This window comes from Pimelobacter simplex (genome assembly GCF_024662235.1).
Classification (GTDB): domain Bacteria; phylum Actinomycetota; class Actinomycetes; order Propionibacteriales; family Nocardioidaceae; genus Nocardioides.
Window position 1 is genome coordinate 4,304,118 of the sequence record NZ_CP096276.1, and the last position, 20,248, is coordinate 4,324,365.

Annotated in this window: 18 protein-coding genes and 1 pseudogene; 12 read left to right on the forward strand and 7 right to left on the reverse strand. The window is 73.8% G+C overall.

Annotation, left to right across the window (positions count from 1 at the left end; all coding sequences use genetic code 11):
• The first annotated feature begins 64 nt into the window (after positions 1-64).
• From M0M48_RS21150 to M0M48_RS21160, 3 genes are all read left to right on the forward strand, one after another.
• The gene (locus tag M0M48_RS21150) at positions 65-1,549 is read left to right on the forward strand and encodes an FAD-binding protein (RefSeq protein ID WP_257752635.1); all 1,485 of its coding nucleotides are present in this window, start codon (positions 65-67) and stop codon (positions 1,547-1,549) included.
• 108 nt (positions 1,550-1,657) lie between these two features.
• Positions 1,658-2,827 carry an aminotransferase class I/II-fold pyridoxal phosphate-dependent enzyme gene (locus tag M0M48_RS21155; protein ID WP_257752636.1) on the forward strand — a complete coding sequence of 390 codons (1,170 nt, stop codon included), beginning with the start codon at positions 1,658-1,660 and terminating at the stop codon, positions 2,825-2,827.
• Positions 2,824-3,450 carry a hypothetical protein gene (locus tag M0M48_RS21160; protein WP_257752637.1) on the forward strand — a complete coding sequence of 209 codons (627 nt, stop codon included), beginning with the start codon at positions 2,824-2,826 and terminating at the stop codon, positions 3,448-3,450. Before M0M48_RS21155 ends, M0M48_RS21160 begins: the two co-directional genes overlap by 4 nt.
• On the opposite strand, the gene M0M48_RS21165 is transcribed toward M0M48_RS21160, so the two are convergent.
• Entirely contained in the window at positions 3,447-4,691 is a 1,245-nt protein-coding gene (locus M0M48_RS21165) for a hypothetical protein (protein ID WP_257752638.1), read from the reverse strand. The genes M0M48_RS21160 and M0M48_RS21165 overlap by 4 nt on opposite strands.
• 159 nt (positions 4,692-4,850) lie before the next feature.
• Between M0M48_RS21165 and M0M48_RS21170 the strand changes: the two are divergent.
• From M0M48_RS21170 to M0M48_RS21180, 3 genes and pseudogenes are all read left to right on the forward strand, one after another.
• Positions 4,851-5,309: pseudogene (locus M0M48_RS21170) on the forward strand (WXG100 family type VII secretion target); the annotation flags it as partial.
• 4 nt (positions 5,310-5,313) lie between these two features.
• Positions 5,314-6,237: a hypothetical protein gene (locus M0M48_RS21175; RefSeq protein ID WP_257752639.1), complete on the forward strand. Its 924-nt coding sequence runs from the start codon at positions 5,314-5,316 to the stop codon at positions 6,235-6,237.
• The gene (locus M0M48_RS21180) at positions 6,234-7,610 is read left to right on the forward strand and encodes a hypothetical protein (protein WP_257752640.1); all 1,377 of its coding nucleotides are present in this window, start codon (positions 6,234-6,236) and stop codon (positions 7,608-7,610) included. Before M0M48_RS21175 ends, M0M48_RS21180 begins: the two co-directional genes overlap by 4 nt.
• On the opposite strand, the gene M0M48_RS21185 is transcribed toward M0M48_RS21180, so the two are convergent.
• Together M0M48_RS21185 and M0M48_RS21190 are read right to left on the reverse strand one after the other, a co-directional pair.
• Positions 7,600-8,148 (reverse strand): hypothetical protein, encoded by a 549-nt coding sequence (locus tag M0M48_RS21185; RefSeq protein ID WP_257752641.1) that lies wholly within the window; start codon positions 8,146-8,148, stop codon positions 7,600-7,602. The two genes, M0M48_RS21180 and M0M48_RS21185, sit on opposite strands and share 11 nt — an antisense overlap.
• Positions 8,126-9,460 carry an acyltransferase family protein gene (locus tag M0M48_RS21190; protein WP_257752642.1) on the reverse strand — a complete coding sequence of 445 codons (1,335 nt, stop codon included), beginning with the start codon at positions 9,458-9,460 and terminating at the stop codon, positions 8,126-8,128. Before M0M48_RS21190 ends, M0M48_RS21185 begins: the two co-directional genes overlap by 23 nt.
• 158 nt (positions 9,461-9,618) lie before the next feature.
• Here M0M48_RS21190 and M0M48_RS21195 point away from each other — a divergent pair, with 158 nt between their 5' ends.
• Genes M0M48_RS21195 through M0M48_RS21210 form a run of 4 tightly spaced genes read left to right on the forward strand, consistent with a single transcriptional unit; the run spans position 9,619 to position 14,522 of the window.
• Positions 9,619-10,617, forward strand: coding sequence for an AurF N-oxygenase family protein (locus M0M48_RS21195; RefSeq protein WP_215812635.1), 999 nt, complete (start codon positions 9,619-9,621; stop codon positions 10,615-10,617).
• An 18-nt stretch (positions 10,618-10,635) separates the two neighbouring features.
• Positions 10,636-12,327: an FAD-dependent oxidoreductase gene (locus M0M48_RS21200; protein WP_257752643.1), complete on the forward strand. Its 1,692-nt coding sequence runs from the start codon at positions 10,636-10,638 to the stop codon at positions 12,325-12,327.
• A 20-nt stretch (positions 12,328-12,347) separates the two neighbouring features.
• Positions 12,348-13,064 (forward strand): TetR/AcrR family transcriptional regulator, encoded by a 717-nt coding sequence (locus M0M48_RS21205; RefSeq protein ID WP_257752644.1) that lies wholly within the window; start codon positions 12,348-12,350, stop codon positions 13,062-13,064.
• Positions 13,065-14,522, forward strand: coding sequence for a flavin-containing monooxygenase (locus M0M48_RS21210; RefSeq protein ID WP_257752645.1), 1,458 nt, complete (start codon positions 13,065-13,067; stop codon positions 14,520-14,522).
• Between the two features lie 24 nt (positions 14,523-14,546).
• On the opposite strand, the gene M0M48_RS21215 is transcribed toward M0M48_RS21210, so the two are convergent.
• Positions 14,547-15,959 carry a VWA domain-containing protein gene (locus tag M0M48_RS21215; protein WP_257752646.1) on the reverse strand — a complete coding sequence of 471 codons (1,413 nt, stop codon included), beginning with the start codon at positions 15,957-15,959 and terminating at the stop codon, positions 14,547-14,549.
• 7 nt (positions 15,960-15,966) lie between these two features.
• Complete coding sequence (locus tag M0M48_RS21220) at positions 15,967-16,884, reverse strand: AAA family ATPase (protein WP_215812630.1); 918 nt, start codon at positions 16,882-16,884, stop codon at positions 15,967-15,969.
• A gap of 106 nt (positions 16,885-16,990) precedes the next feature.
• Between M0M48_RS21220 and M0M48_RS21225 the strand changes: the two genes are divergently transcribed.
• Together M0M48_RS21225 and M0M48_RS21230 are read left to right on the forward strand one after the other, a co-directional pair.
• The gene (locus tag M0M48_RS21225) at positions 16,991-17,386 is read left to right on the forward strand and encodes a hypothetical protein (RefSeq protein WP_215812629.1); all 396 of its coding nucleotides are present in this window, start codon (positions 16,991-16,993) and stop codon (positions 17,384-17,386) included.
• Between the two features lie 61 nt (positions 17,387-17,447).
• A complete protein-coding gene (locus M0M48_RS21230) occupies positions 17,448-18,806 on the forward strand; it encodes a helix-turn-helix domain-containing protein (RefSeq protein ID WP_257752647.1) in 1,359 nt (452 codons plus the stop codon).
• Between the two features lie 46 nt (positions 18,807-18,852).
• Here the strand turns inward: M0M48_RS21230 and M0M48_RS21235 are convergent, their stop codons facing one another.
• Together M0M48_RS21235 and M0M48_RS21240 are read right to left on the reverse strand one after the other, a co-directional pair.
• Complete coding sequence (locus M0M48_RS21235; RefSeq protein WP_257752648.1) at positions 18,853-19,779, reverse strand: nuclease-related domain-containing protein; 927 nt, start codon at positions 19,777-19,779, stop codon at positions 18,853-18,855.
• Between the two features lie 100 nt (positions 19,780-19,879).
• Positions 19,880-20,248, reverse strand: coding sequence for a nuclear transport factor 2 family protein (locus M0M48_RS21240; RefSeq protein WP_257752649.1), 369 nt, complete (start codon positions 20,246-20,248; stop codon positions 19,880-19,882).

Consider the following 20,248-nt stretch of genomic DNA (forward strand, 5'->3'; position numbering starts at 1 on the left):
AACTCGGCTTTCGTCGGGTGGCGGGACCGTAGTCTATCGGTAGAACATGTTCTAGATTGAGCCCGTGAGCTCGCACAACGACAACCTCCCCGCCGGCCTGGCCATTCCCGCCGCGCTGCCTGCCGACGTCCTGACCCCCGACACGGAGCAGTACGACGTGGTGGTCGTCGGCTTCGGCATCGCCGGTGGGTGCGCCGCGCTCGAGGCCGCCCGGAGCGGCGCCCGGGTGCTGCTGCTGGAGAAGGCAGCCGTCCACGGCGGTACGTCGTCCATGTCGGGCGGGCACTTCTACCTCGGCGGCGGGACCGCCGTGCAGCGGGCCACCGGCCACGACGACTCGGTCGAGGCGATGGCCGGCTACCTCATGGCGAGCACGAAGGACCCCGACGAGGAGAAGATCCGCGCCTACTGCGAGGGGTCGGTCGCCCACTTCGACTGGCTGGAGGCCCTCGGCTTCGAGTTCGAGCGCTCGTACTTCCCCGGCAAGGCGGTCATCCAGCCCGGCACCGAGGGCCTGATGTTCACCGGCAACGAGAAGGTCTGGCCGTTCCGCGACCAGGTCGCACCGGCACCGCGCGGGCACAAGGTCCCGGTCCCCGGCGACACCGAGGGCACCAAGATCGTGATGGACCTGCTGCGCGAGCAGGTCGAGAAGGCCGGCGTCGAGGTCCGCTACGAGACCGGCGCGACCAACCTGGTCGTCGACGGCGACCCGGCGAGCGGCCGCGTGGTCGGCCTGGCCTGGAAGTCGTTCGACAAGACCGGCGTCATCCGCGCCGGCGGCGTGGTCGTCGCGGCCGGCGGCTTCGTGATGAACGCCGACATGGTCGCCCGCTACACGCCCGCGCTGGGCTCCAAGCTGTTCACCCTCGGCTCGACGTACGACGACGGCCTCGGCATCCGCCTGGGCGAGTCGGTCGGCGCCGCCCTGGAGAACATGGAGGAGCCGTTCATCACCGCGCCGTTCTACCCGCCGTCGTCGCGCTGCAAGGGCATCATCGTCAACAAGGACGGGCAGCGCTTCGTCGCCGAGGACAGCTACCACGCGCGGACGTCGTACCACGTGATGCAGCAGCCGGACGCCGTCGCGTACCTCATCGTCGACAGCGAGCACCTGGGCGAGGACCACATGCCGCTGGTGCCCCTCAAGGACGGCTTCGAGACGCTCGAGGAGATGGAGGCCGGGCTCGGCATGCCGGCCGGCTCGCTCGTCAAGACGGTCACCCGCTACAACGACAACGCGGCGGCCGGCGAGGACCCCGACTTCCACAAGCACCCCGACTGGATCGCCCCGCAGACCGCCGGACCGTGGGCGGTCCTGGACCTGTCGCTGGGGGTCGCGCTCTACGCCGGCTTCACCATCGGCGGCATGGCGACCACTGTCGACGGCGAGGTACGCCGTACGGACGGGTCGGTCGTGCCCGGCCTCTACGCCGCGGGCGCCTGCGCGGCGAACATCGCCCAGGACGGTGCGGGCTACTGCTCGGGCACCCAGCTCGGCGAGGGCTCGTTCTTCGGCCGCCGGGCGGGGCGGCACGCGGCCGGGTGACAGTTTCGCCGGTTGACCGGCGAAACTGTCACCTGACCGACGAAGTTCCGTCGGTCAAGTAGGAGTTTCGCCGGTCAACCGGCGAAACTTGTGACTGGAGGGACCACCGTGACCGACCGCCTGACCGCCGCCGCCCGGGCGAACGTCCCGCCGTTCCACGTCATGGACCTGCTCGCCGCGGCGGCGGAGCGGCAGCGCACCCACGGCGACCTGGTCAACCTCGTCGCCGGCCAGCCCAGCACCGGCGCGCCCGCGGGCGTCAGCGCGGCCGCGATCCGGCTGCTCGGCAGCGGCGACCCGCTCGGCTACACGACCGCGACCGGCGTCGTCGAGCTGCGCGCGGCGATCGCCGGGCACTACCGGCGTACCTACGGCGTGGCGGTCGACGCCGACGACGTCATCGTCACCACCGGGTCGAGCGGCGGCTTCCTGCTGGCGTTCCTCGCCGCCTTCGATGCGGGCGCGCGGGTGGCGATCGCCCGGCCCGGCTACCCCTGCTACCGCAACGTGCTCAGCGCGCTCGGCTGCGACCTGGTCGAGATCCCGACCGGCCCGGCGACCCGCTTCCAGCCGACGCCTGCACAGCTGGCCGAGGCGCACGCGCAGCAGCCGCTCGACGGCCTCGTCGTGGCCAGCCCCGCCAACCCGACCGGCACCATGCTGCTGCCCGACGAGCTCGCCGCGATCGCCCGCTGGTGCGAGGAGCACGGCGTCCAGCTCGTCTCGGACGAGATCTACCACGGCATCCAGTACGCCGGCTCCCGGTCGAGCAGCGCGTGGGAGACCTCTCGCGAGGCCATCGTCTTCGGGTCGTTCTCGAAGTACTTCTCGATGACCGGCTGGCGCCTGGGCTGGATGCTCGCCCCCGAGCGGCTCCGCCGCCCCGTCGACGTGCTGACCGGCAACTTCTCGATCTGCCCGCCCGCGCTCGCCCAGCACGCCGCGCTCGCCGCCTTCGACGACGCGTCGTACGCCGAGCTCGACGGGCACGTCGCGCGCTACGCCCACAACCGCGGCCTGCTGCTCGACGGCCTGCGCCGGCTGGGCATCGACCGGCTCGCCCCGGCCGACGGCGCCTTCTACGCCTACGCCGACGTCGGGCACCTCACCACCGACTCGATGGCCTACTGCCGCGACCTGCTCGCCCGCACGGGCGTCGCGGTCGCGACCGGCGTCGACTTCGACACCGTGGACGGCGGGCGGTTCCTGCGGTTCAGCTTCGCGGGGACGGCCGACGACATCACGACCGCGCTCGACCGGCTCGACGGGCGGCTGTGAGGGCCGCGTCCCCGGACCCCCAGGCCGTCGTCGACGAGCACCGGGCGGCGCTCGTGCGCGGTGAGCGCCGGGTGCTGCGGCTGACCCGGTCGGGTGAGCCGCACAGCTATGCACCCGACGAGATCGGCCTCGGCCCGGTCGTGTCGGGTACCCAGGTGACCAGCTGGTGGGGCTTGTCGGTCCTCGCCGCGCTGCTGGCGGCGGTGTTCGCGGCGTCGTGGCTGATCGTGCTGCTGCCGGTCGCCGACGGGCACGGGCCCGCGTGGGGCGGCCTCGCGGTGACCGCGCTCAGTGCCGGGGTGGGTTGCTACGTCCTCCGGCTCGCGCACCGGCAGCACCGCGCCCGCCGGGTGCGCCGGCTGCGCGGCGTGCCGGAGCCGAGCGACCTGCCGGTACCCGACCGCTGGGCCGACCCCGCGGCGCCGGACCCGCGCGCCCGATCGTGGCGCCGGCGCCCCTGGTGGTGGGTGGCGGCCCGCGCGGCGCTGAGCGGCATGTTCGTCCTCGCCGCCATCGGGGCCGGATCGGCCGGCGTGCTGGCGACCGCGGGCGCCGGGCTCGTGCTCACCGTCGTGGTCCCCGTCGCCGCCGCCGCGCACCGGGTCACCCGCCGCCGCGGCTAGGGCCCGGGCGGGACGAAGCCCAGGCGTCGCGCCGCCGCCACCGCCGCCGGTACGACGCCCGCCGCGTCGAGCGTGCCCGGGAGCCGTCGTACGGTCCAGCAGGCGGCGAGGTCGCCGACCACCTCACCCCACATCCCGGTCTCCTCGACCAGGCTCCCGCCGCGGCGCGTGGCGGCCGCCGGGACGCCGGCCGGCGCAGGGAGCAGCAGGGCGGCGCGGACCCAGCCGTCGACCGGCGCGACACCGTCGGCGAACCAGGCGAGCCGGGCCTCGGTGGCGAGCCCGTCGACCCGGCCGCGCAGCACGCCCTGGGCCCGGCCGGGCACCGGCTGGTCCGGGAAGGCGCGGTGGAAGGCGTCGGGGTCCTCGAGGGTGAGCCCGAGCTCGGCGGCGGCCTCGCGGTAGGCGCCCCACCACGCGCCCGAGAGGACGTCGAGCAGGCCGGGCGCGGTCCACGCGGGGTCGGCCCACGCGGGCGGGGGCAGGGCACTCCCCACCGGCGCCCGTACGGCGAGCGGGGCGCAGGCGTCGCGCAGCCCCCGGGCGAGCGCGGCGAGCGCGGCCACGAAGGCGTCGGCCTCGTCCGGGGCGGCGTACCCGTTGCGGACGAGGGCGACGTGCCCGCCCGCGACGACCACCTCGACGAAGGGGTGCGGCAGCGCCCGGAGCGCGGCGCCCGCCTCGCCACCGAGCCAGGTCGCGATGATCTCGTCGAGGACCGGGTCGGTCTCACCGGCCAGCCGGAAGCCCTCCAGCCCGAGGTCGGCGAGGTCGCGCGAGCCGGACGACGGCAGGCGGTCCGAGCGGCGCAGGCACAGCCGCGGCAGCAGCGCGGCCTGCGGGACCCGAGCGGCGCCGCGGGTGGCCGGCACCCAGACCGCGTCGCGGGCGAAGGGCTCGTCGCGGGGGCCGTTGTCCCAAGTGCCCAGCCACTTCCAGGTGCCGCCCGAGCGGACGTCGTGGAAGGCGCCGTCCATCTCCGGGCCGTCGGTGCTCACCGCGACCTCGTAGAGCTGGTGCATCACCGCCGCGAAGACGTCACCGGCCAGGACGCCGCGCGCGCAGCTGAAGAGGTGCTCGGCCCACATCGGTACGACCGACGCGAAGCCCGACGGGACCTGCTGGCCGAGGTACTCCCAGCCCGCTCCGGAAGCCCAGCCGGACAGGTCGGTCGCGGGCTCCCCGCGGCGTGCGTCGGCGACGTCCTCGGGCGCGAACGCGGCCCGGCTCCGCGCCGTCACTCGTGGTGCTCGCGACGCACCCAGCCGAGAGCGGACTCCGCGATCGCGAAGCGGATGACAGCATGACGGGAGCCGGTCATGGATCGAGGATGACTCAACGAAGGCGTCCGTGAGGGCGGAATCCCCCAGGTTTGACTCGGGGCGGGAACGGGAAGGGCGCGACTCATGTACGGCGACAGCGAGATCATCCGGCGCCGGGTCGCGCAGCTGCGCGACCAGGGCGCCGACGTGCGCGCCCTCGCCGACGAGCTGGTCGCCCGGGTCGAGGCGCTCGGCTGGACCGGCCGGGCCGGCGACGCGATGCGCGAGCGGGTGACCGACCGGGCCAGCCACCTGCGGATCGCGGCCGAGCGCCACACCGGCGCCGCCGACGCCCTGGCCGACCACGCCGAGGCGGTCGACGCCGTGCGCGACGAGATCGGCGCGACCGAGACCCGGGTGTCCGCGCTGGTCGCCGACGCCCAGGGCCGGATCGCGGCGATCGCCACCCGCAACGAGGCCGGGCACGGCCCGCGGATCACGCCCGACCCGCTCGACGAGACCCTCGCGGCGTTCACCCCGCCGCCGTCCGGCCACCGCGACTGGCTGGGCGTCGACGTCCCCGGCCTGGAGCGCTGAGCGCGTGCCGACCATCGACCTCACGACCGTCGCCACCCGGCCGGCGTCCGCGCTCGTCGCCGCGCCGCGCCGGATCGGGCTCACCCTCCCCGAGCTCCAGCACGCCGCCCGGCTCGCCGGCGGGGCGCCGCTGCCGTTCGAGGTGGCGCCGCCGCGCGACACCGACGCCATGCAGGCGCGCCTGGGCCGCAGCCCGGCCACCCTCGACGACCAGGCATACCGCGGCGTCGTCGCCGCGCTCCACGATCCCGACGAGTCGCTGGCCCGGCGCGGACTGCTCGACAGCACCCGCCTCGACCCCGGCCTGGCCGGCGCGATCGGACTGCTCGCGGCCCCGCGCCTGGCGCTCGACGTCGACGTCTCCATGGCCGGCGTCCAGGCCAAGGTCTGGCACCGCCAGGACGGCAGCGCCGTCGCCTCGCTCGCGACCGCCGACGGCATGGTCTTCGAGCTCGGCTGGTTCGGCACCGACGCCTGGCCGGCCGAGCTGGCCCGGATCGCGGTGCCCTCCGAGGAGGTCACCGTCGAGCGCTCCGCCGTCCCGTCGTACGTCGACCTGCCGTTCGAGCTCGCCGACGCCGCCGCCGAGGCAGGCAGCGCCGGACGCGGCGACCTGCTCCCCGTGCTCGTCGCCCGCCACACCGGCCGGGTCCACGGTGCCGACGGTCCGCTGGCCGATGACGTCGTCGTCCGGGTCCTCACCGCGCTCTCCGGCGAGGCCCGCGGCCGGCTCCGCGCGCTCGTCGCCGACGTCTCGGGCGACGCGGTCGACACCGTCGGCGTCGTCTCGTGGTCGCTGTTGGCCGACGGCTGGCGCGCGCTGCGGCCGCATCACGCCGACGGGGCGCTGCGGCTCGAGGTCCGCGCGGTCGGTCCCGACGACCTCGCCGCCGTGGTGGCGCCGGTGCTCGGCGAGGCCGCGCGATGACCGCCGGACGGCAGACCCCGCCGCAGACCACGCCGCAGACCCCGCCGCCGACCGCGGTCGAGGCCGCCGACCTCGCCGACAAGTACGACCAGATGCTGCGCCTGGCCGACCTCTTCGACGACGCCGGCGCCCAGATGCGGAGCTGGGCCCAGCTCGGCCGCGACGTGCTCGCCGATCCCGATGTCGCCGACTCGGCGCCGCTCTCGCCCACCACCTGGGCGACCGCGGACGACGAGGTCCGCGGCGCGACCACCGGCAAGGGCGGCCTGCTCGGGCGTTCCATCGAGCTCGACGCCGACGCCCTGGTGCTGCGCGCGACCGTGCTCACCTACCGCTGGATCGACGACCTCCAGGCCGCGGCCTACCAGACCCTCGGCTCGATCGCGGGCAAGGCGATCGGCTACCTCGCCCCCGAGGTCAACCTCGGCGGCGCGATCGTGGCGGCCGGCCTGATCGAGACCGACGCGCTCGACCGCGACGGCGTCGCGGCCTACCTGGGCGAGCTGGCCGAGGCCAACCCCGAGCTGATGGAGCACGTCACCACCGGTGGCGGCGTGCTCGACAGCCTCCAGATGCGCGGGCTCCTCACCGCCGGCGTGCATTCCGGGGACTCCGGCGCCGCGGCCCGCTCCGGCGGCCTGCGCGCGTGCGGCATCGCGCCGCTCACCGACGACTGGGCCGCCGCCCTGCGCGACGTCGCGGTCGACCTCACCGAGGCCCCCGACGCCACCACCGCGTCCGCGAGCGGGACCGTCGCCGTCGAGGACGACCCGGACGCCGCGCCCTCCGGCCTGGGCGACCTGATGACCCTCCTCGCCCGCGCCGACGCCGACGAGCCCGTGCGGGTGCTCCGGGTCGCGCCGGGCCGCCTGGTCGCCTTCGTCTCCTGCGGCGGTACGACGACGCCCGCCCCCGGTCGCCTGCGCCTGGTCTCCGGCGACGCCTCCGGCCAGGCCGGCGCGGTCATCCGCGCGCTCGGCGCCGCCGTCGAGCCCGGACCCGCGCCCACCCGGGTGATGCTCGTCGGCCGTGGCAGCGGCGGCGCGGCCGCGCTCGAGGTCGCCACCCGCACCGACCTGCCCGGCTTCGTCGTCGACCAGGTCGTCACCGCCAACGCCCCGGCGGCCCAGCTGCCCGCGCTGCCGGCCGACGTCCAGGTGCTCTCGCTCGAGGACCGCACCGACCCGGTCGCACTGCTCGGCTCGCTCATCAACGCGGGCACGCCCAACCGGGTCACCGTGGTCTACGACGCCGGCACCGAGCCCGGCGTCCCGGCACTCGTCGCCGGCGGCCGCGCCGCCGACCGCGCCGACCACCCGGACCTGCGCGCGGCGCTCGACCGCTGGCGCGCAGCGGGCTACCTCAGAGGCTGAACCCGCCCGGCAGCCGCCCCGACGTCCGCTCGTGGCGCACCGTCCACTCGGTGCCGTCCGGCGCCCGGTGCGCGATGCTCGCCCGCTTCTCGTCGGCCCGTCCCTGGCGCAGCGCGGCCAGCACGGCCGTGCGCCCCGCCTCGGCATCGGCGACCCGGACGTAGACGTTGAGCACCAGCGCACCGTCCGAGCCGCGCTTGCCGCGGTCGTGCCCGTCGACGTAGCCCAGCCCGCGCTCGTCGAGCACGGCCGCCAGCCACTGCCCCGCGTGCTCGACCAGCCAGTCGTCGCGGCGCTTGGTCTGCGAGGCCCACTGCACGACGAGCCAGTCGAGCGCGGCGTCGTCGACCTCGGCGAACCCCTCGGCCAGGTACGGCGCCGCGAGCTCCGCCGCCGTCGTCGCCTCGCCCGCGAGGCCGAGCTCGGTGACCTCGCCCGCGCGGCCCACGACACCCTCGCGCCGGACCCATGCGCCCGTCGCCTCGCTCACCCAGAGCTGGACGAACCTGCGGGGCTCACCGGGCCGGATCAGCTGCATGGCGGCCGAGGCTACCCGGCAGCCGGACCACGCCCCCGACCAGGCAGGCGGCGATCGGGACCAGCGGGAGGTACCAGAGGATCGCGCCGTCCCGGGCGATCCCGAGCGCGGCCAGCGCACCGAGACCGCCGCACACGCCGAGCACCGCCAGCACCGGCCGCCAGGCGGCGGGCGCGGGCCGCGGGTCCGCCGCGGGCGTCTCGAAGCGCCCCACGAGCGCGACCGCACCGGCGGTCAGCAGCGCCAGCACCCCGAAGTACAGCGGCCGGGTCGCCCACCAGCCCGCGGTGTCGGGCAGCCGGTGCAGGCCGAGGCCGTCGAGCGCCAGGGAGCCCGCGACGAGGACGCCGAGCATCGTCAGGTGCCACAGGTAGATGCTCATGATCCGGCCGTTGACCAGCACCGTGGCGACCCACACCCGGCGCCGCGCGACCAGCCGTCGCAGCAGCGGCTCCAGGCTGAGCACGACGCCGGCCTGGAGCAGCCCGAGGAAGCCCTGGGTGACCCGGGTCGGGTAGGCGTTGTCGATCTCGTCGGTGCTGACGCCGACCATCGAGACCGCATAGGGGCCGTGGACCGTGAGCAGCCACAGGACGCCGAGCCCGAGCACCACCAGCGCCAGCCGGCGACCGGCCGAGGCGAGCCGTCCGTCGAGCCAGGCGTAGCCGAGCATGTGCACCGTCGACCACACCACGACGTAGTTGAGGAAGCCCACCGCGAGCAGGTCCCGGCTCACGCTGACGTAGTCGACCAGCCCACCCAGCGCCAGCCCGCCGGCGACCGCCCACCAGCCCGCCCGCTCCCACGCGAGCAGGGTGAGGGGCGCGACCGCGACCACGACGACGTACGCCGCGAGGAACCAGGTCGGCACGAGCGAGGCTCGGCTGGCGATCCGGAGCAGGTCCGGGTCGGCGCCGAGCGCGTGCGCCGCCGGTGCCAGGACCGCCCAGAACACCATGAGCGGGAGCACGGGCAGCACCAGCCGGCGCAACCGGGACCGGAGCCAGCCGCCGTACGGCTGGGCGCGGCGGCGGGCCGAGCGCCACGACAGCGCGTTGGCGTAGCCGCCGACGAGGAAGAACACCGGCATCACCTGGAGCACCCAGGTCAGCGGGTGGGTCCACGCGGCGAGGTCGAGCAGGTCGCCGCGGTGCAGACCGCCCTCGCGGTCGACGTACACGGCCGCCATCAGCCAGTGCCCGAGGACGACGACCAGGATCGCGACCGCGCGCAGCAGGTCGACGACCCGGTTGCGCTCGGGCGGGGTGCGGTCGGCGAGGGCGGCGGCGGAGGGCAGCAGGGCGTGGGACATGGGAGAGATCCTGATCACCCGAGCGCCGTCCAGGCTGGGCACGAGTACTCAAATCTTCGACGAATCGCTTGACAAAACCCCGGTCAATGTACGCAACATGGTGTTGCGCTAACACAGCGCATGCTCCTGATTTCGATGACGAGAAACGGACCGACGACATGACTGCGACCGCCGACACCCCCGTCGACACCCCTGTCGACACCACTGGCCTGAGCTACCAGGACACGCTGCGCGTGCTGTCCGAGGCGTCGGTCCACCAGCACTTCGACGCCTTCCTCGACATCGCCTGGGACAGCCCCGAGCTCGAGGTCGTGCCGAACGACCCGCGCTGGATCCTCCCCGAGATCGACTCGCTCGGCGGCACCGACTGGTACCGCTCGCTCCCGCAGGAGCGCCAGATCGAGATCGGCATGTACCGGATGGCCAACATCATGAAGGTCGGCCTCCAGTTCGAGCAGCTGCTCATCGCCGGCGTGATGAACCACCTGATCGGCATGCCCAACGGCCAGGCGGAGTTCCGCTACTCCACCCACGAGGTGACCGAGGAGTGCCACCACACCCAGATGTTCCAGGAGGGCGTCAACCGGATCGGCATCGACGTCCAGGGCGGCCCCGGCTGGTTCGTCAAGGTCGCGCCGCTGCTCACCCTGGCCGGCCGCGGCCTGCCCAACGTCTTCTTCATGGGCATCCTGGCCGGCGAGGAGCCGATCGACTACCTCCAGAAGTCCGTGCTGCGCTCGGGCCACGAGATGCACCCCATGGTCACCCGGGTGATGCAGATCCACGTGGCCGAGGAGGCCCGCCACATCGGCTTCGCGCACTCCTACCTGGTCGAGCGCTCCAAGGACTACGGCACGCTCCAGCGTTTCGGGCTCTCGCTCGCCTACCCGCTGATCATGCGGGTGCTGTGCGACGTGATCATGAAGCCCACGCGCAAGATGCAGAAGGACCTCGACATCCCCAAGAGCGTCATGCGCGAGGTCTACTGGAAGTCCGACAAGTCCGAGAAGCTCCTGCGCGACACCTTCGGCGACGTGCGCATGCTCGCCGACGAGCTCGGCCTGATGAACCGCGTCTCGCGCCGCGTGTGGCGCCTGCTCGGCATCGACGGCCGTCCCTCGCGCTTCCGCAGCGAGCCCAAGTCCGCCGCCGTCTGAGCGGACCGCGGACCCACCATGGCCTACGTCGTCACGCAGTCGTGCTGCGCCGACGCCTCGTGCGTCGTCGCCTGCCCGGTCAACTGCATCCACCCCGCTCCCGGTGAGCCGGGCTTCGGCACCACCGAGATGGTCTACGTCGACGCAGACTCCTGCGTCGGCTGCGGGGCCTGCGCCACGGCCTGCCCGGTCGGCGCGATGGTGCCGGACGCGGCGCTGACGACCAAGCAGCTGCCGTTCCTCGAGCTCAACGCCGCCTACTACGACGCCTTCCCGCACGCCGACCGGACGCCGGTCGCGCTGGTCCCCCAGCAGCGCCGGCTCACCCGCACCGGCCCGTTCCGGGTCGCCGTGGTCGGTGCCGGGCCCGCCGGGCTCTACACGGCCGACGAGCTGCTCAAGCACCCCGAGGTCGGCGGCGTCGACGTCTACGACCGGCTGCGCACGCCGTACGGGCTGGTCCGCCACGGCGTCGCACCGGACCACGCCTCGACCAAGCTCGTCACCCGGCTCTTCGAGGCGATCGAGCGCCAGCCGCGGTTCCGCTACTTCCTCGACGTCGAGGTCGGCGCCCCCGACCGGGCCGACGCGGTGACGCTCGCCGACCTGCGCGCCCACTACGACGCGGTCGTCTACGCCGTCGGCGCCTCCGCCGACCGCAGCCTCGACATCCCCGGCGAGGAGCTCGCCGGCTCGGTCCCCGCGACCGCCGTCGTCGGCTGGTACAACGGCCACCCCGACCAGCAGGCGCTGGACGTCCCCCTCGCCCACGAGCGGGCGGTCGTCGTCGGCAACGGCAACGTCGCCCTCGACGTGGCCCGCATCCTGGCCCGCCCGATCGACGTGCTGGAGCGCACCGACCTGGCTCCCGGCCCGCTCGACCAGCTGCGCGCCAGCGCGGTCCGCGAGGTCGTCGTGCTGGGCCGGCGGGGTCCCGCCCAGGCGGCGTTCACCGTGCCCGAGCTGATCGGACTGGCCGCGCTCGACGACGTCGACGTGGTCGTCGAGGCCGACCCGGCGCTGCTCACCGGCGACGACCAGCGCAGCACCCTGCTGCGCGAGCTCGGGGAGCGCGCCCCCTCGGGCGACGCCGGCCGACGCCGGATCGTCCTCGCGTTCACCTCCTCCCCCGTCGAGGTCCTCGGCGCCGACGGCCGGGTCACCGGCGTCCGGGTCGCCCGCAACGAGCTCGTCGCCGACGCCGACGGCACGGTCCGCGCCGTCGCCACCGACGACGTCCGCACCATCGAGGCCGGCCTGGTCGTCCGCTCCGTCGGCCACCGCGGCCGCCCCGTCGCCGGGCTGCCGTTCGACGAGCGCACCGCGACCGTGCCGAACCACGAGGGCCGGGTCGAGCCCGGCCTCTACGTCGTGGGCTGGATCAAGCGCGGCCCGACCGGCTTCATCGGCACCAACAAGACCGACGCCCAGGAGACCGTCGAGACGATCCTCGACGACCTCGACGCCGGACTCCCCGCACCCACCGGCTCAGCCGCCGAGCTCACCGCCCTCGTCACCGCCCGGTACCCCCAGGCCGCCGACCTCGCCGCCTGGCAGCGCCTCGACGCCGCCGAGCGCGAGCGGGGCGCGCAGGCGGGCCGGCCGCGGGCCAAGATCACCGACGTCGCCGAGCAGCGCTCGGTCGCCGCGACTCCGGTCGCGACCCGGCGGCGCGGGCTGCTTCGTCGTACGGTGTCGCTGACATCGTGACGATGCGAGGAGGTGTCGCCGTGGCGACCGGCAACGGGAGACGCGATTCGACCGACGGCCGCAAGCGGCGTTGGCAGCAGCACAACGCCGACCGCCGGCAGGCCGTCATCGACGCCGCCCTGACGGTGCTCGCGCGCGACCTCGAGCCCGGTGCCGAGCTGAGCGTGCAGCTGATCGCCGACGAGGCCTCCGTGCACCGCACCGTGCTCTACCGCTACTTCGAGGACCGCACCGACCTCGACGTCGCCATCCAGCAGGAGATCTGCACCCGCGCCGGCGAGCTCCTGCTCGCCGCGGTCACCCTCGAGGGCACCCCGCGCGAGATCGTCGAGCGGATCGTCCACGCCTACGTCGGCTGGGGCGCCGACAACGTCGCCCTGATGAGGTTCGCCGAGCGCGACATCGCGGGCGCCGCGTCCAAGCCGCTCGACGTCGCGATCGGCCAGATCGCCGAGCAGATCGAGCTGGTCATCGGCGGCTTCCTCGCCGTCCTCGAGGCCGACGTCGAGGAGGACGACCGCGACGCCCTGACGCCGTGGGTCTTCCTGCTCGTCGGTGGCGTGATGGCCGCCGTCCGCAACTGGAGCTCCCGCGAGGAGCTGCGCCCGCCGGCCCCCCAGTTCACCCGGCTGCTGGCCGACGTGACCTGGCTGCAGATCGAGGGGCTCGCCGCCTCCCGCAACATCGAGGTGCCCGACCTCCCGGTCGAGCAGCTCCTCAACCTGAAGGAAGCGTAGATGTCCGACTCCGTGGAGCACCTCGACGTCCTCATCATCGGCGCCGGCCTGTCCGGCATCGACGCGGCTTACCACGTCGGCAAGGCCTTCCCGGCCCGGTCGTACGCCATCCTCGAGATGCGCGACGCCCTCGGCGGTACCTGGGACCTGTTCCGCTACCCCGGCATCCGCTCCGACTCCGACATGTACACCCTCGGCTTCGGCTGGAAGCCCTGGAAGGGCAAGAAGGCCATCGCCGACGGTGCCGACATCCGCGCCTACCTCCAGGAGGCCGCGCGCGAGAACGGCATCGACCAGCACATCCGCTACCACCACAAGCTCGTGCACGCGGAGTTCTCCACCGACGACGCGCGCTGGACCGTCACCGTCGAGCGCACCGACACCGGCGAGACCAAGCAGATCACCGCGGGCTTCCTGTGGTCGACGTCCGGCTACTACCGCTACGACGAGGGCTTCACGCCCGACTTCGAGGGCATCGGCGACTTCCAGGGTCAGGTGATCCACCCGCAGCACTGGCCCGAGGACCTCGACTACCAGGGCAAGAAGGTCGTCGTCATCGGCTCCGGCGCCACCGCCGTCACGCTGATCCCGTCGCTGGCCGAGAGCGGCGCCGGGCACGTCACGATGCTCCAGCGCACGCCGACGTTCATCGTCAGCCAGCCGCTCACCGACCCGATCTCCTACCGACTGCTGCAGACGCTGCCCGACAAGGTCGCCGGCAAGCTCGTCCGCGGCCGCTACCTCGCGATGACGATCGGCTTCTACGAGTTCTGCCGCGCCCGGCCGCGCGAGGCGCGCGCCCTGATCCGCCGGATGTCCGAGCGCCAGCTCCCCAAGGACGTCTCGTACGACGAGCACTTCACGCCGCCCTACGCCCCCTGGGACCAGCGGCTGTGCGTCGTCCCGCGCGGCGACCTGTTCAAGGCGCTGCGCCGGCACACCGTCGACATGGTCACCGACCGCATCGCGCGCTTCACCGACAAGGGCATCCTGCTCGAGTCCGGCCAGGAGCTCGAGGCCGACATCATCGTCACCGCGACCGGCCTCAACCTCCAGGTCTTCGGCGGCGCGACGCTCGCCGTCGACGGTGCCGAGGTCAAGCTGCCCGACACGATGGCGTTCAAGGGCATGATGCTCAGCGACATCCCGAACTTCGCGTTCATCGTCGGCTACACCAACGCGTCCTGGACGCTCAAGGCAGACCTCGTCTGCCAGTACGTCGTCCGCGTGCTCCAGCACATGGACAAGACCGGCACGCGCGTCGTCGTACCGCGCCGCGACCCGGCCGTCGCCGAGGAGCCGTTCCTCGACTTCGAGGCGGGCTACGTCATGCGCTCGATCGAGCAGTTCCCGAAGCAGGGCTCGGTCGAGCCGTGGCGGCTCAAGATGAACTACTTCAAGGACCTGCTGGTCTTCCGCAAGCCGGTCGAGAACGAGCCGCTGGAGTTCACTGCCTGACCCGTGCCCACCGGCCTCACCGCATCACCAGGCGAGCTCGTGCACGAACTCGCTGAGCTGGGTGAGGTTGCGGCACTCGATCATCCGCACGATCTCGGCATAGGTGGGGGCCGCGGAGTCACCGGTGCCCCAGTTGCGCTGGTGCTCGGGGTTGAGCCAGAAGGTGCGCTTCACCGAGCCCGTGAGCTGCCGGAGGGTGTCCTCGTGCAGGTCGCTGTAGTTGGAGCGCGCGTCGCCCAGGATCAGCAGCGTGGTCTTGGGGGTGAGCGCGTCGGCGTGGTTCTCGGCGAACTTCGTGAACGCCCGGCCGTAGTTGGTCCGGCCCCACAGCGCCGCGTGACTGGCGCTGGCCGCGAGGTCGGAGAGGACGTCGACGGGGTCGGCGCCCGGGCGGAAGTGGCCGGTCACCTCGTGCACGTGGTCGATGAACGTGAACGCCCTCATCGACTGGAAGACCTCACGCAGCGCGAACACGAACAGCAGCGTGAACTGGGCGAAGTTGGCGACCGATCCGCTCACGTCGCACAGCACGACCAGGTCGGTGCGGTGCGGGCGCTTGGGCCGGTGGTGCGTGGTGATCGGGACGCCGCCGGTGGCGATCGACGCGCGCACCGTACGACGGAAGTCGAGCGGCGCGGTCCGCGCGTGCCGGGAGTGCTGCTCCTTGGCGAGCCGGGTCGCGAGCCGGCGCGCGAGGGGGAAGATCTCCTTGCGCATCTCGTCGAGGTCGGTACGCCGCGCGGCCATGAACGCGAGCTTGTCGATGCTCGGCCGGATCGCGACGTCGGCGACGTGGTCGGGCCCCTTCTCCTCGGCGATCCGCCGGCGGGCGTCGTCCTCGACGAGGGCCGTGAACGCGCCGATCCGGCGACCGGCCTGGCGGCGGGCGTCGTCCTCGTCGGCCCCGGCGTTCATCAGACCCGCGACCAGCCGGTCGATCAGCTCCTGCGGGGCGACCCGCTGGAGCGCGGTGTAGGCCGACCACGACGACAGCCCCGGCCCGCGACCGGGCATCGCGCCGAACGTGCCGACCATCTCGGCGGCCATCTGGCGCAGCTGGGCGTCGTCGAGCTGGGCAGCCTCGAGCGCCTCGGCCAGCCGGTCGCGGAAACCCACCAGCGCGGTGGCGTTGTCCTTGCTCGGGCCGGCCGCGTCGGCGTCGTCCGCGTCGGCGGCCGCTGCGGCGCCATCGCCCACCATCGCGGGGAAGTAGACGTCGAAGAGCGCGTCGAAGGTCGTGCGCTGGGCCTGCTTCTTGACCAGCGTCGCGGCGAAGGCGTCCCGGACCGTCGTACGGTCGGACCAGTGCACGGCCGCCAGGGCCGCGACGGCGTCGATGTCCTCGGCGAGCGACACCGACAGCCCGGCGCCGCGCAGCGCCTCGACGAACGCGAGGTGGCGGTCGAGCAGCCCGGACTGGTCGGTGCGGTCGGTCATGGCGTCCTCAAGCCCGGGCGAGCTTGAGCTCCTTGACCGCACGCTCGTGGTCGGACTGGTGCTTGAGGACGGCGCCGAGGGTGTCCTTGATCGCCTTCTCGTCGAGCTCGCGGATCTCGAGTGCGATGAGCGTGCGCGCCCAGTCGACGGACTCCGCGATCGACGGCGCCTTCTTGAGCTCGAGCTCGCGCAGCCGGCCGACCGTGGCGACGAGCTGCTCGGCGATCCGGTCGTCGAGGGCGGGCACCTGCTGCTGGAGGATCTGCCGCTCGCGGGCGGCGTCCGGGTAGTCGATGTGCAGGTAGAGGCAGCGCCTCTTCACGGCCTCGGAGAGCTCGCGGCTCGCGTTGGACGTGAGCACGACGTAGGGACGGCGGGTCGCGGCGACCGTGCCCAGCTCGGGGATCGTGACCTGGAAGTCGCTGAGCACCTCGAGCAGCAGGCCCTCGACCTCGATGTCGGTCTTGTCGACCTCGTCGATGAGCAGCACCGTCGGCTCCTCGCGCCGGATCGCGGTGAGCAGCGGCCGGGTCAGCAGGAACTCCTCGGTGAAGATGCTCCGGTCCAGGTCCTCCCATGGCCGGGATTGGTGGTCGCCGTCCCCAGTGGTCCCTGGTCCTGCCTGTGCCTCGGCGCCGCTGGCTTGGATCGCAAGCAACTGCTTCTTGTAGTTCCACTCGTAGAGCGCGCGGGCCTCGTCGAGCCCCTCGTAGCACTGGAGCCGCACCAGCTCGGCGCCCGTCGCGCGCGAGACCGCCTTGGCCAGCTCGGTCTTGCCGACACCGGCCGGACCCTCCAGCAGGAGCGGCTTCTCCAGTGCGCCCGCGAGGAACGTGGTGGTCGCCGTCGCTGCGTCCGCGAGGTAGCCGGCACCCTCGAGCCGGGCCGTCGCGTCGGTCGGTGAGTCGAACCAGGTCATGCTCATGGACCCATCCTGCCGGTAGCCGACCAGTCGTGACCCGGCGCCGTCCAGGTCGTTGAGATCACGACGGACCGAACGTGGACGACCAGACCGGACGAGGGGGACGAAGGTGCGCGACACCATCACGCCTCCCCGCTGGTTGCGGGTCGGCGTCCACTCCGTGCGGACGGCGACCACGGTCGCCGCTCTCACCCTGCTGGTCGGCTTCGGCGCGGTCGGTGTCGTCTCGACACCCAAGCCGAGCGCGCCCTCCACCCAGCTCGGCCTGTCGATGGGACCGCTCGACGCGTTGATGGAGCAGAACCGCTGCTCGGTCACCGGGTTCGACCGCGACGTCATCCCGAGCACCGCGATCGTCCGGACCCCGGCAGGAGGCACCGAGCTGGTGTCCTTCGACCGCGGCTGGGCGGTCTTCAGCGGAGAGGCCGCGGGCGAGCTCGTGGCCGTCTGCCTGGGTCCGAAGCCGGGCGCCGCCCCGGACGGCGGCGTACCGAACTTCCGGTGACCTCGACCAAAATGCGTGTCCCTCGTATCGCTCCTTGTCAAGTCGAGGCAGAATAGGCGCTGTGGACACACACCTCGCGGAATTGAGCCGCACCATCGACGCGGCAGAGCTCGGCCGCCGCATGCGCATCGCGCGTGTGGCCGCCGGGATGACCCAGGCCCAGGTCGCAGGTGACGACGTCTCGGCGGCGTACCTGTCCCGGATCGAGGACGGCCAGCGCCGTCCGGAGGCCGGCCTGCTCGAACGAATGGCGAACCGGATGGGCGTCACGCTCGAGGACCTGCTCCTCGACGTCCCCCGGGACAAGGTGCACGAGCTGCGCCTCGCCGTCGACCACGCCCGGCTGAGCCTGATCTCCGGTGACCCCGACGGCGCCCTGGCCGCGGTCGGCGCGGTGCTCGACGACCCGGCGACCGAGCGGATCGACTTCGTGCAGCGCGCGGCGCGCCAGGTCCGGGCCGGAGCGCTCGAAGCGAGCGGCGACCTCGACGGCGCGATCCTCCTCCTCGAGGACCTCACCTCGGCCCCGACGCCCGACGCGGGCTGGCTCGAGGCGCTCGTCGCGCTGTGCCGGTGCTACCGCGACAGCGGCGACCACACCCGCGCGATCAGCATCGCCGAGCGCTCCGCCACGATGATCGACGAGCTCGGCCTGTCCGGGCTCAGCGAGGCCGTCGAGCTGACCGTCACCGTCGCCGGCGCCTACGAGCTCCAGGGCGACACCGGCCAGGCGATGCGCATGTGCGCACGCACCCTCGAGGCCGCCGAGCAGCACGACTCCGCGGTCGGCAAGGCCACGGCGTACTGGAAGGCGAGCCGGGCCGAGGCCCAGCGCGGCGGCACCCAGGCCGCGCTCGAGCTCTCCGACAAGGCGCTCGCCCTCTTCGCGCTCAGCGACGACAACCGCAACCTGGCCACGCTGCGCGCCCAGGTCGCCAACCTCCAGCTGCTCTCCGACCCGGCCGACCCCGCCGCGGCCCTGGCCACCCTGGCCGGTGCCGAGCAGGAGCTCGCCTGGTCCGGCGCCTCCGCCACCGAGGTCGCGCTCGTGCACCTGACCCGCGGCAAGGCGCACTTCGCGCTCGGCGACCACGACGCCGCCCGCTCGTGCGTCGAGAAGGCCACCGCCACCGCACCCGAGGACGCCTCGGTGCTGCGCGCCTCCGTCTCGGTGCTGCGCGGCCGGATCGCCTTCGCCGACGGCGACCGCGAGGCCGCCCGCGAGCTGTTCCGCGACGGCGTCACCGCGCTGACCGCGGCCGGCTCCGACCGCCGGGCCGCCCAGCTGTGGTTCGAGCTCGCCGAGCTCCTCACCGAGGTCGGCGACACCGAGGGCGCCGTCCAGGCGTTCCGCAGCGCCGGCGCCTCGACCGGCCTGCGCGTCCCGGCGCGCACGTCGGCCGCCGTACCGCAGCGCTAGCGCTAGCGCTGGCCCGGGCGGCTGCCCGGGCTCAGGCTGAGCCCGTTCACTGCCACGTCGTCGACCGTCGAGCCATCGCGAAGATGGCCTCGACGGTCGACGGTGGGTGGATCTCCCCGTGCCGCCGCAGCCATCCCGCCAACCGGCGCCGCGGGACGACGGCCACGCCCGCCGGCTGGCTCTTGACCACCACCTCGTCGGTGTTGACCGGCACCACCAGACCACCGACGTGGACCGGGTACCCGCACGCCGCGCTCAGCAGCCGCCCGGCCCGCTCCGCCTCGTGCCGCGCATTGCGGATGTAGGGCTGCCGCGTCCCGTTGACCAGCAACGTCTCGCCGCCCACCCAGATGCTCGCGCCCGGGTGGTGCTTGGTGTTGACCGTGAACACGCCCCCGGGCCCGATCACCAGGTGATCGATGTCGCTGCCCCGGTTGCCCACCGGGATCGCGTGCAGGAACCGCCACCGCCCGTCGTCCCGGGCCACCTTGGCCAGCTGCGCGGCGACCTGCTCCTCCCCCACCGCGCCCAGCCGCCACGCCCGCTCGTCGGTGTGCACGCCCAGCACCCGGGCCAGCACCGTCTTGATCGGCGCGGCCGCGCGGGCCGCCTCGGCCTGCTCGCGGGCGGCGGCGCCGGGAGGAGTCGTCGCGAGGTCGATCCAGGGCAAGGGGGCGACGGGCTCGGGGTCGGGCTCGGGCTCCGGCTCGGGGGCGCGCCCCGGCTCGGGGCGCGGTGCAGCAGGCAGCGGAGCGGGCGGCGCGGGGGCGGTCTGGTGGCCGCCCTTCCAGTCGGCGACGGCCCGCAGCAGCAGCGCCTCGTCAGCGGGCGTGCTGGGGTGCGCGGTGTCGGCGACCAGGTCCCAGTAGCCGACCTTGGCGCCGTCGGCCAGCTCGACGTACAGGCGGTCGTTGCCGTAGCGGCGCCACCGCTTCACGACCCAGATCGGGTCGCCCGCACCCGCGACGTCCATGACAGCATGATGAGGCAGTTCCAGTCAGACCGCGTGCTGGGGCCCGCCTGGCGAGACGGCGCGGGCCCCGGCCCGACCCCGGCCCGGCCCCCGGGCGGGGTCAGCGCTGGGCGGCGCGGACCTCGGCCAGCTGGCCGAGGTCGAAGTACTCCTCGATCCGGGTGATCCGCCCCTCGGCGACGTACCCGCGCAGGATCGCCGGCACCCGGGCCGACCGCCCGGCCCGCTCGACCACGATGTCGTGCTGGCGCAGGAAGCCGTCGGCGAGCGCGACCGTGCGCACGGCGTCGTACTCGAAGCGGTCGTAGCGCTGCGGCAGGCTGCCGAGCGTGGCGAGGTTCTCGTCGACGTCCTGCTCGTGGTCGTCCCAGTTGTGCCAGATCCGGGCGTCCTCGGCGTAGAGCGCGCGGACGGCGTCGAGATCCTGGGCGGTGGCGGCCGCGAAGAAGCGGTCGGAGACGTCGATCAT

Excerpts from the sequence above, each read along its gene's own strand:
- M0M48_RS21235 (WP_257752648.1), bottom strand. The coding sequence starts at position 19,779 with ATGGACGTCGCGGGTGCGGGCGACCCGATCTGGGTCGTGAAGCGGTGG.
- M0M48_RS21215 (WP_257752646.1), bottom strand. The coding sequence starts at position 15,959 with ATGACCGACCGCACCGACCAGTCCGGGCTGCTCGACCGCCACCTCGCG.
- M0M48_RS21180 (WP_257752640.1), top strand. The coding sequence starts at position 6,234 with ATGACCGCCGGACGGCAGACCCCGCCGCAGACCACGCCGCAGACCCCG.
- M0M48_RS21200 (WP_257752643.1), top strand. The coding sequence starts at position 10,636 with ATGGCCTACGTCGTCACGCAGTCGTGCTGCGCCGACGCCTCGTGCGTC.
- M0M48_RS21240 (WP_257752649.1), bottom strand. The coding sequence starts at position 20,248 with ATGATCGACGTCTCCGACCGCTTCTTCGCGGCCGCCACCGCCCAGGAT.
- M0M48_RS21190 (WP_257752642.1), bottom strand. The coding sequence starts at position 9,460 with ATGTCCCACGCCCTGCTGCCCTCCGCCGCCGCCCTCGCCGACCGCACC.
- M0M48_RS21195 (WP_215812635.1), top strand. The coding sequence starts at position 9,619 with ATGACTGCGACCGCCGACACCCCCGTCGACACCCCTGTCGACACCACT.
- M0M48_RS21210 (WP_257752645.1), top strand. The coding sequence starts at position 13,065 with ATGTCCGACTCCGTGGAGCACCTCGACGTCCTCATCATCGGCGCCGGC.
- M0M48_RS21220 (WP_215812630.1), bottom strand. The coding sequence starts at position 16,884 with ATGAGCATGACCTGGTTCGACTCACCGACCGACGCGACGGCCCGGCTC.
- M0M48_RS21185 (WP_257752641.1), bottom strand. The coding sequence starts at position 8,148 with ATGCAGCTGATCCGGCCCGGTGAGCCCCGCAGGTTCGTCCAGCTCTGG.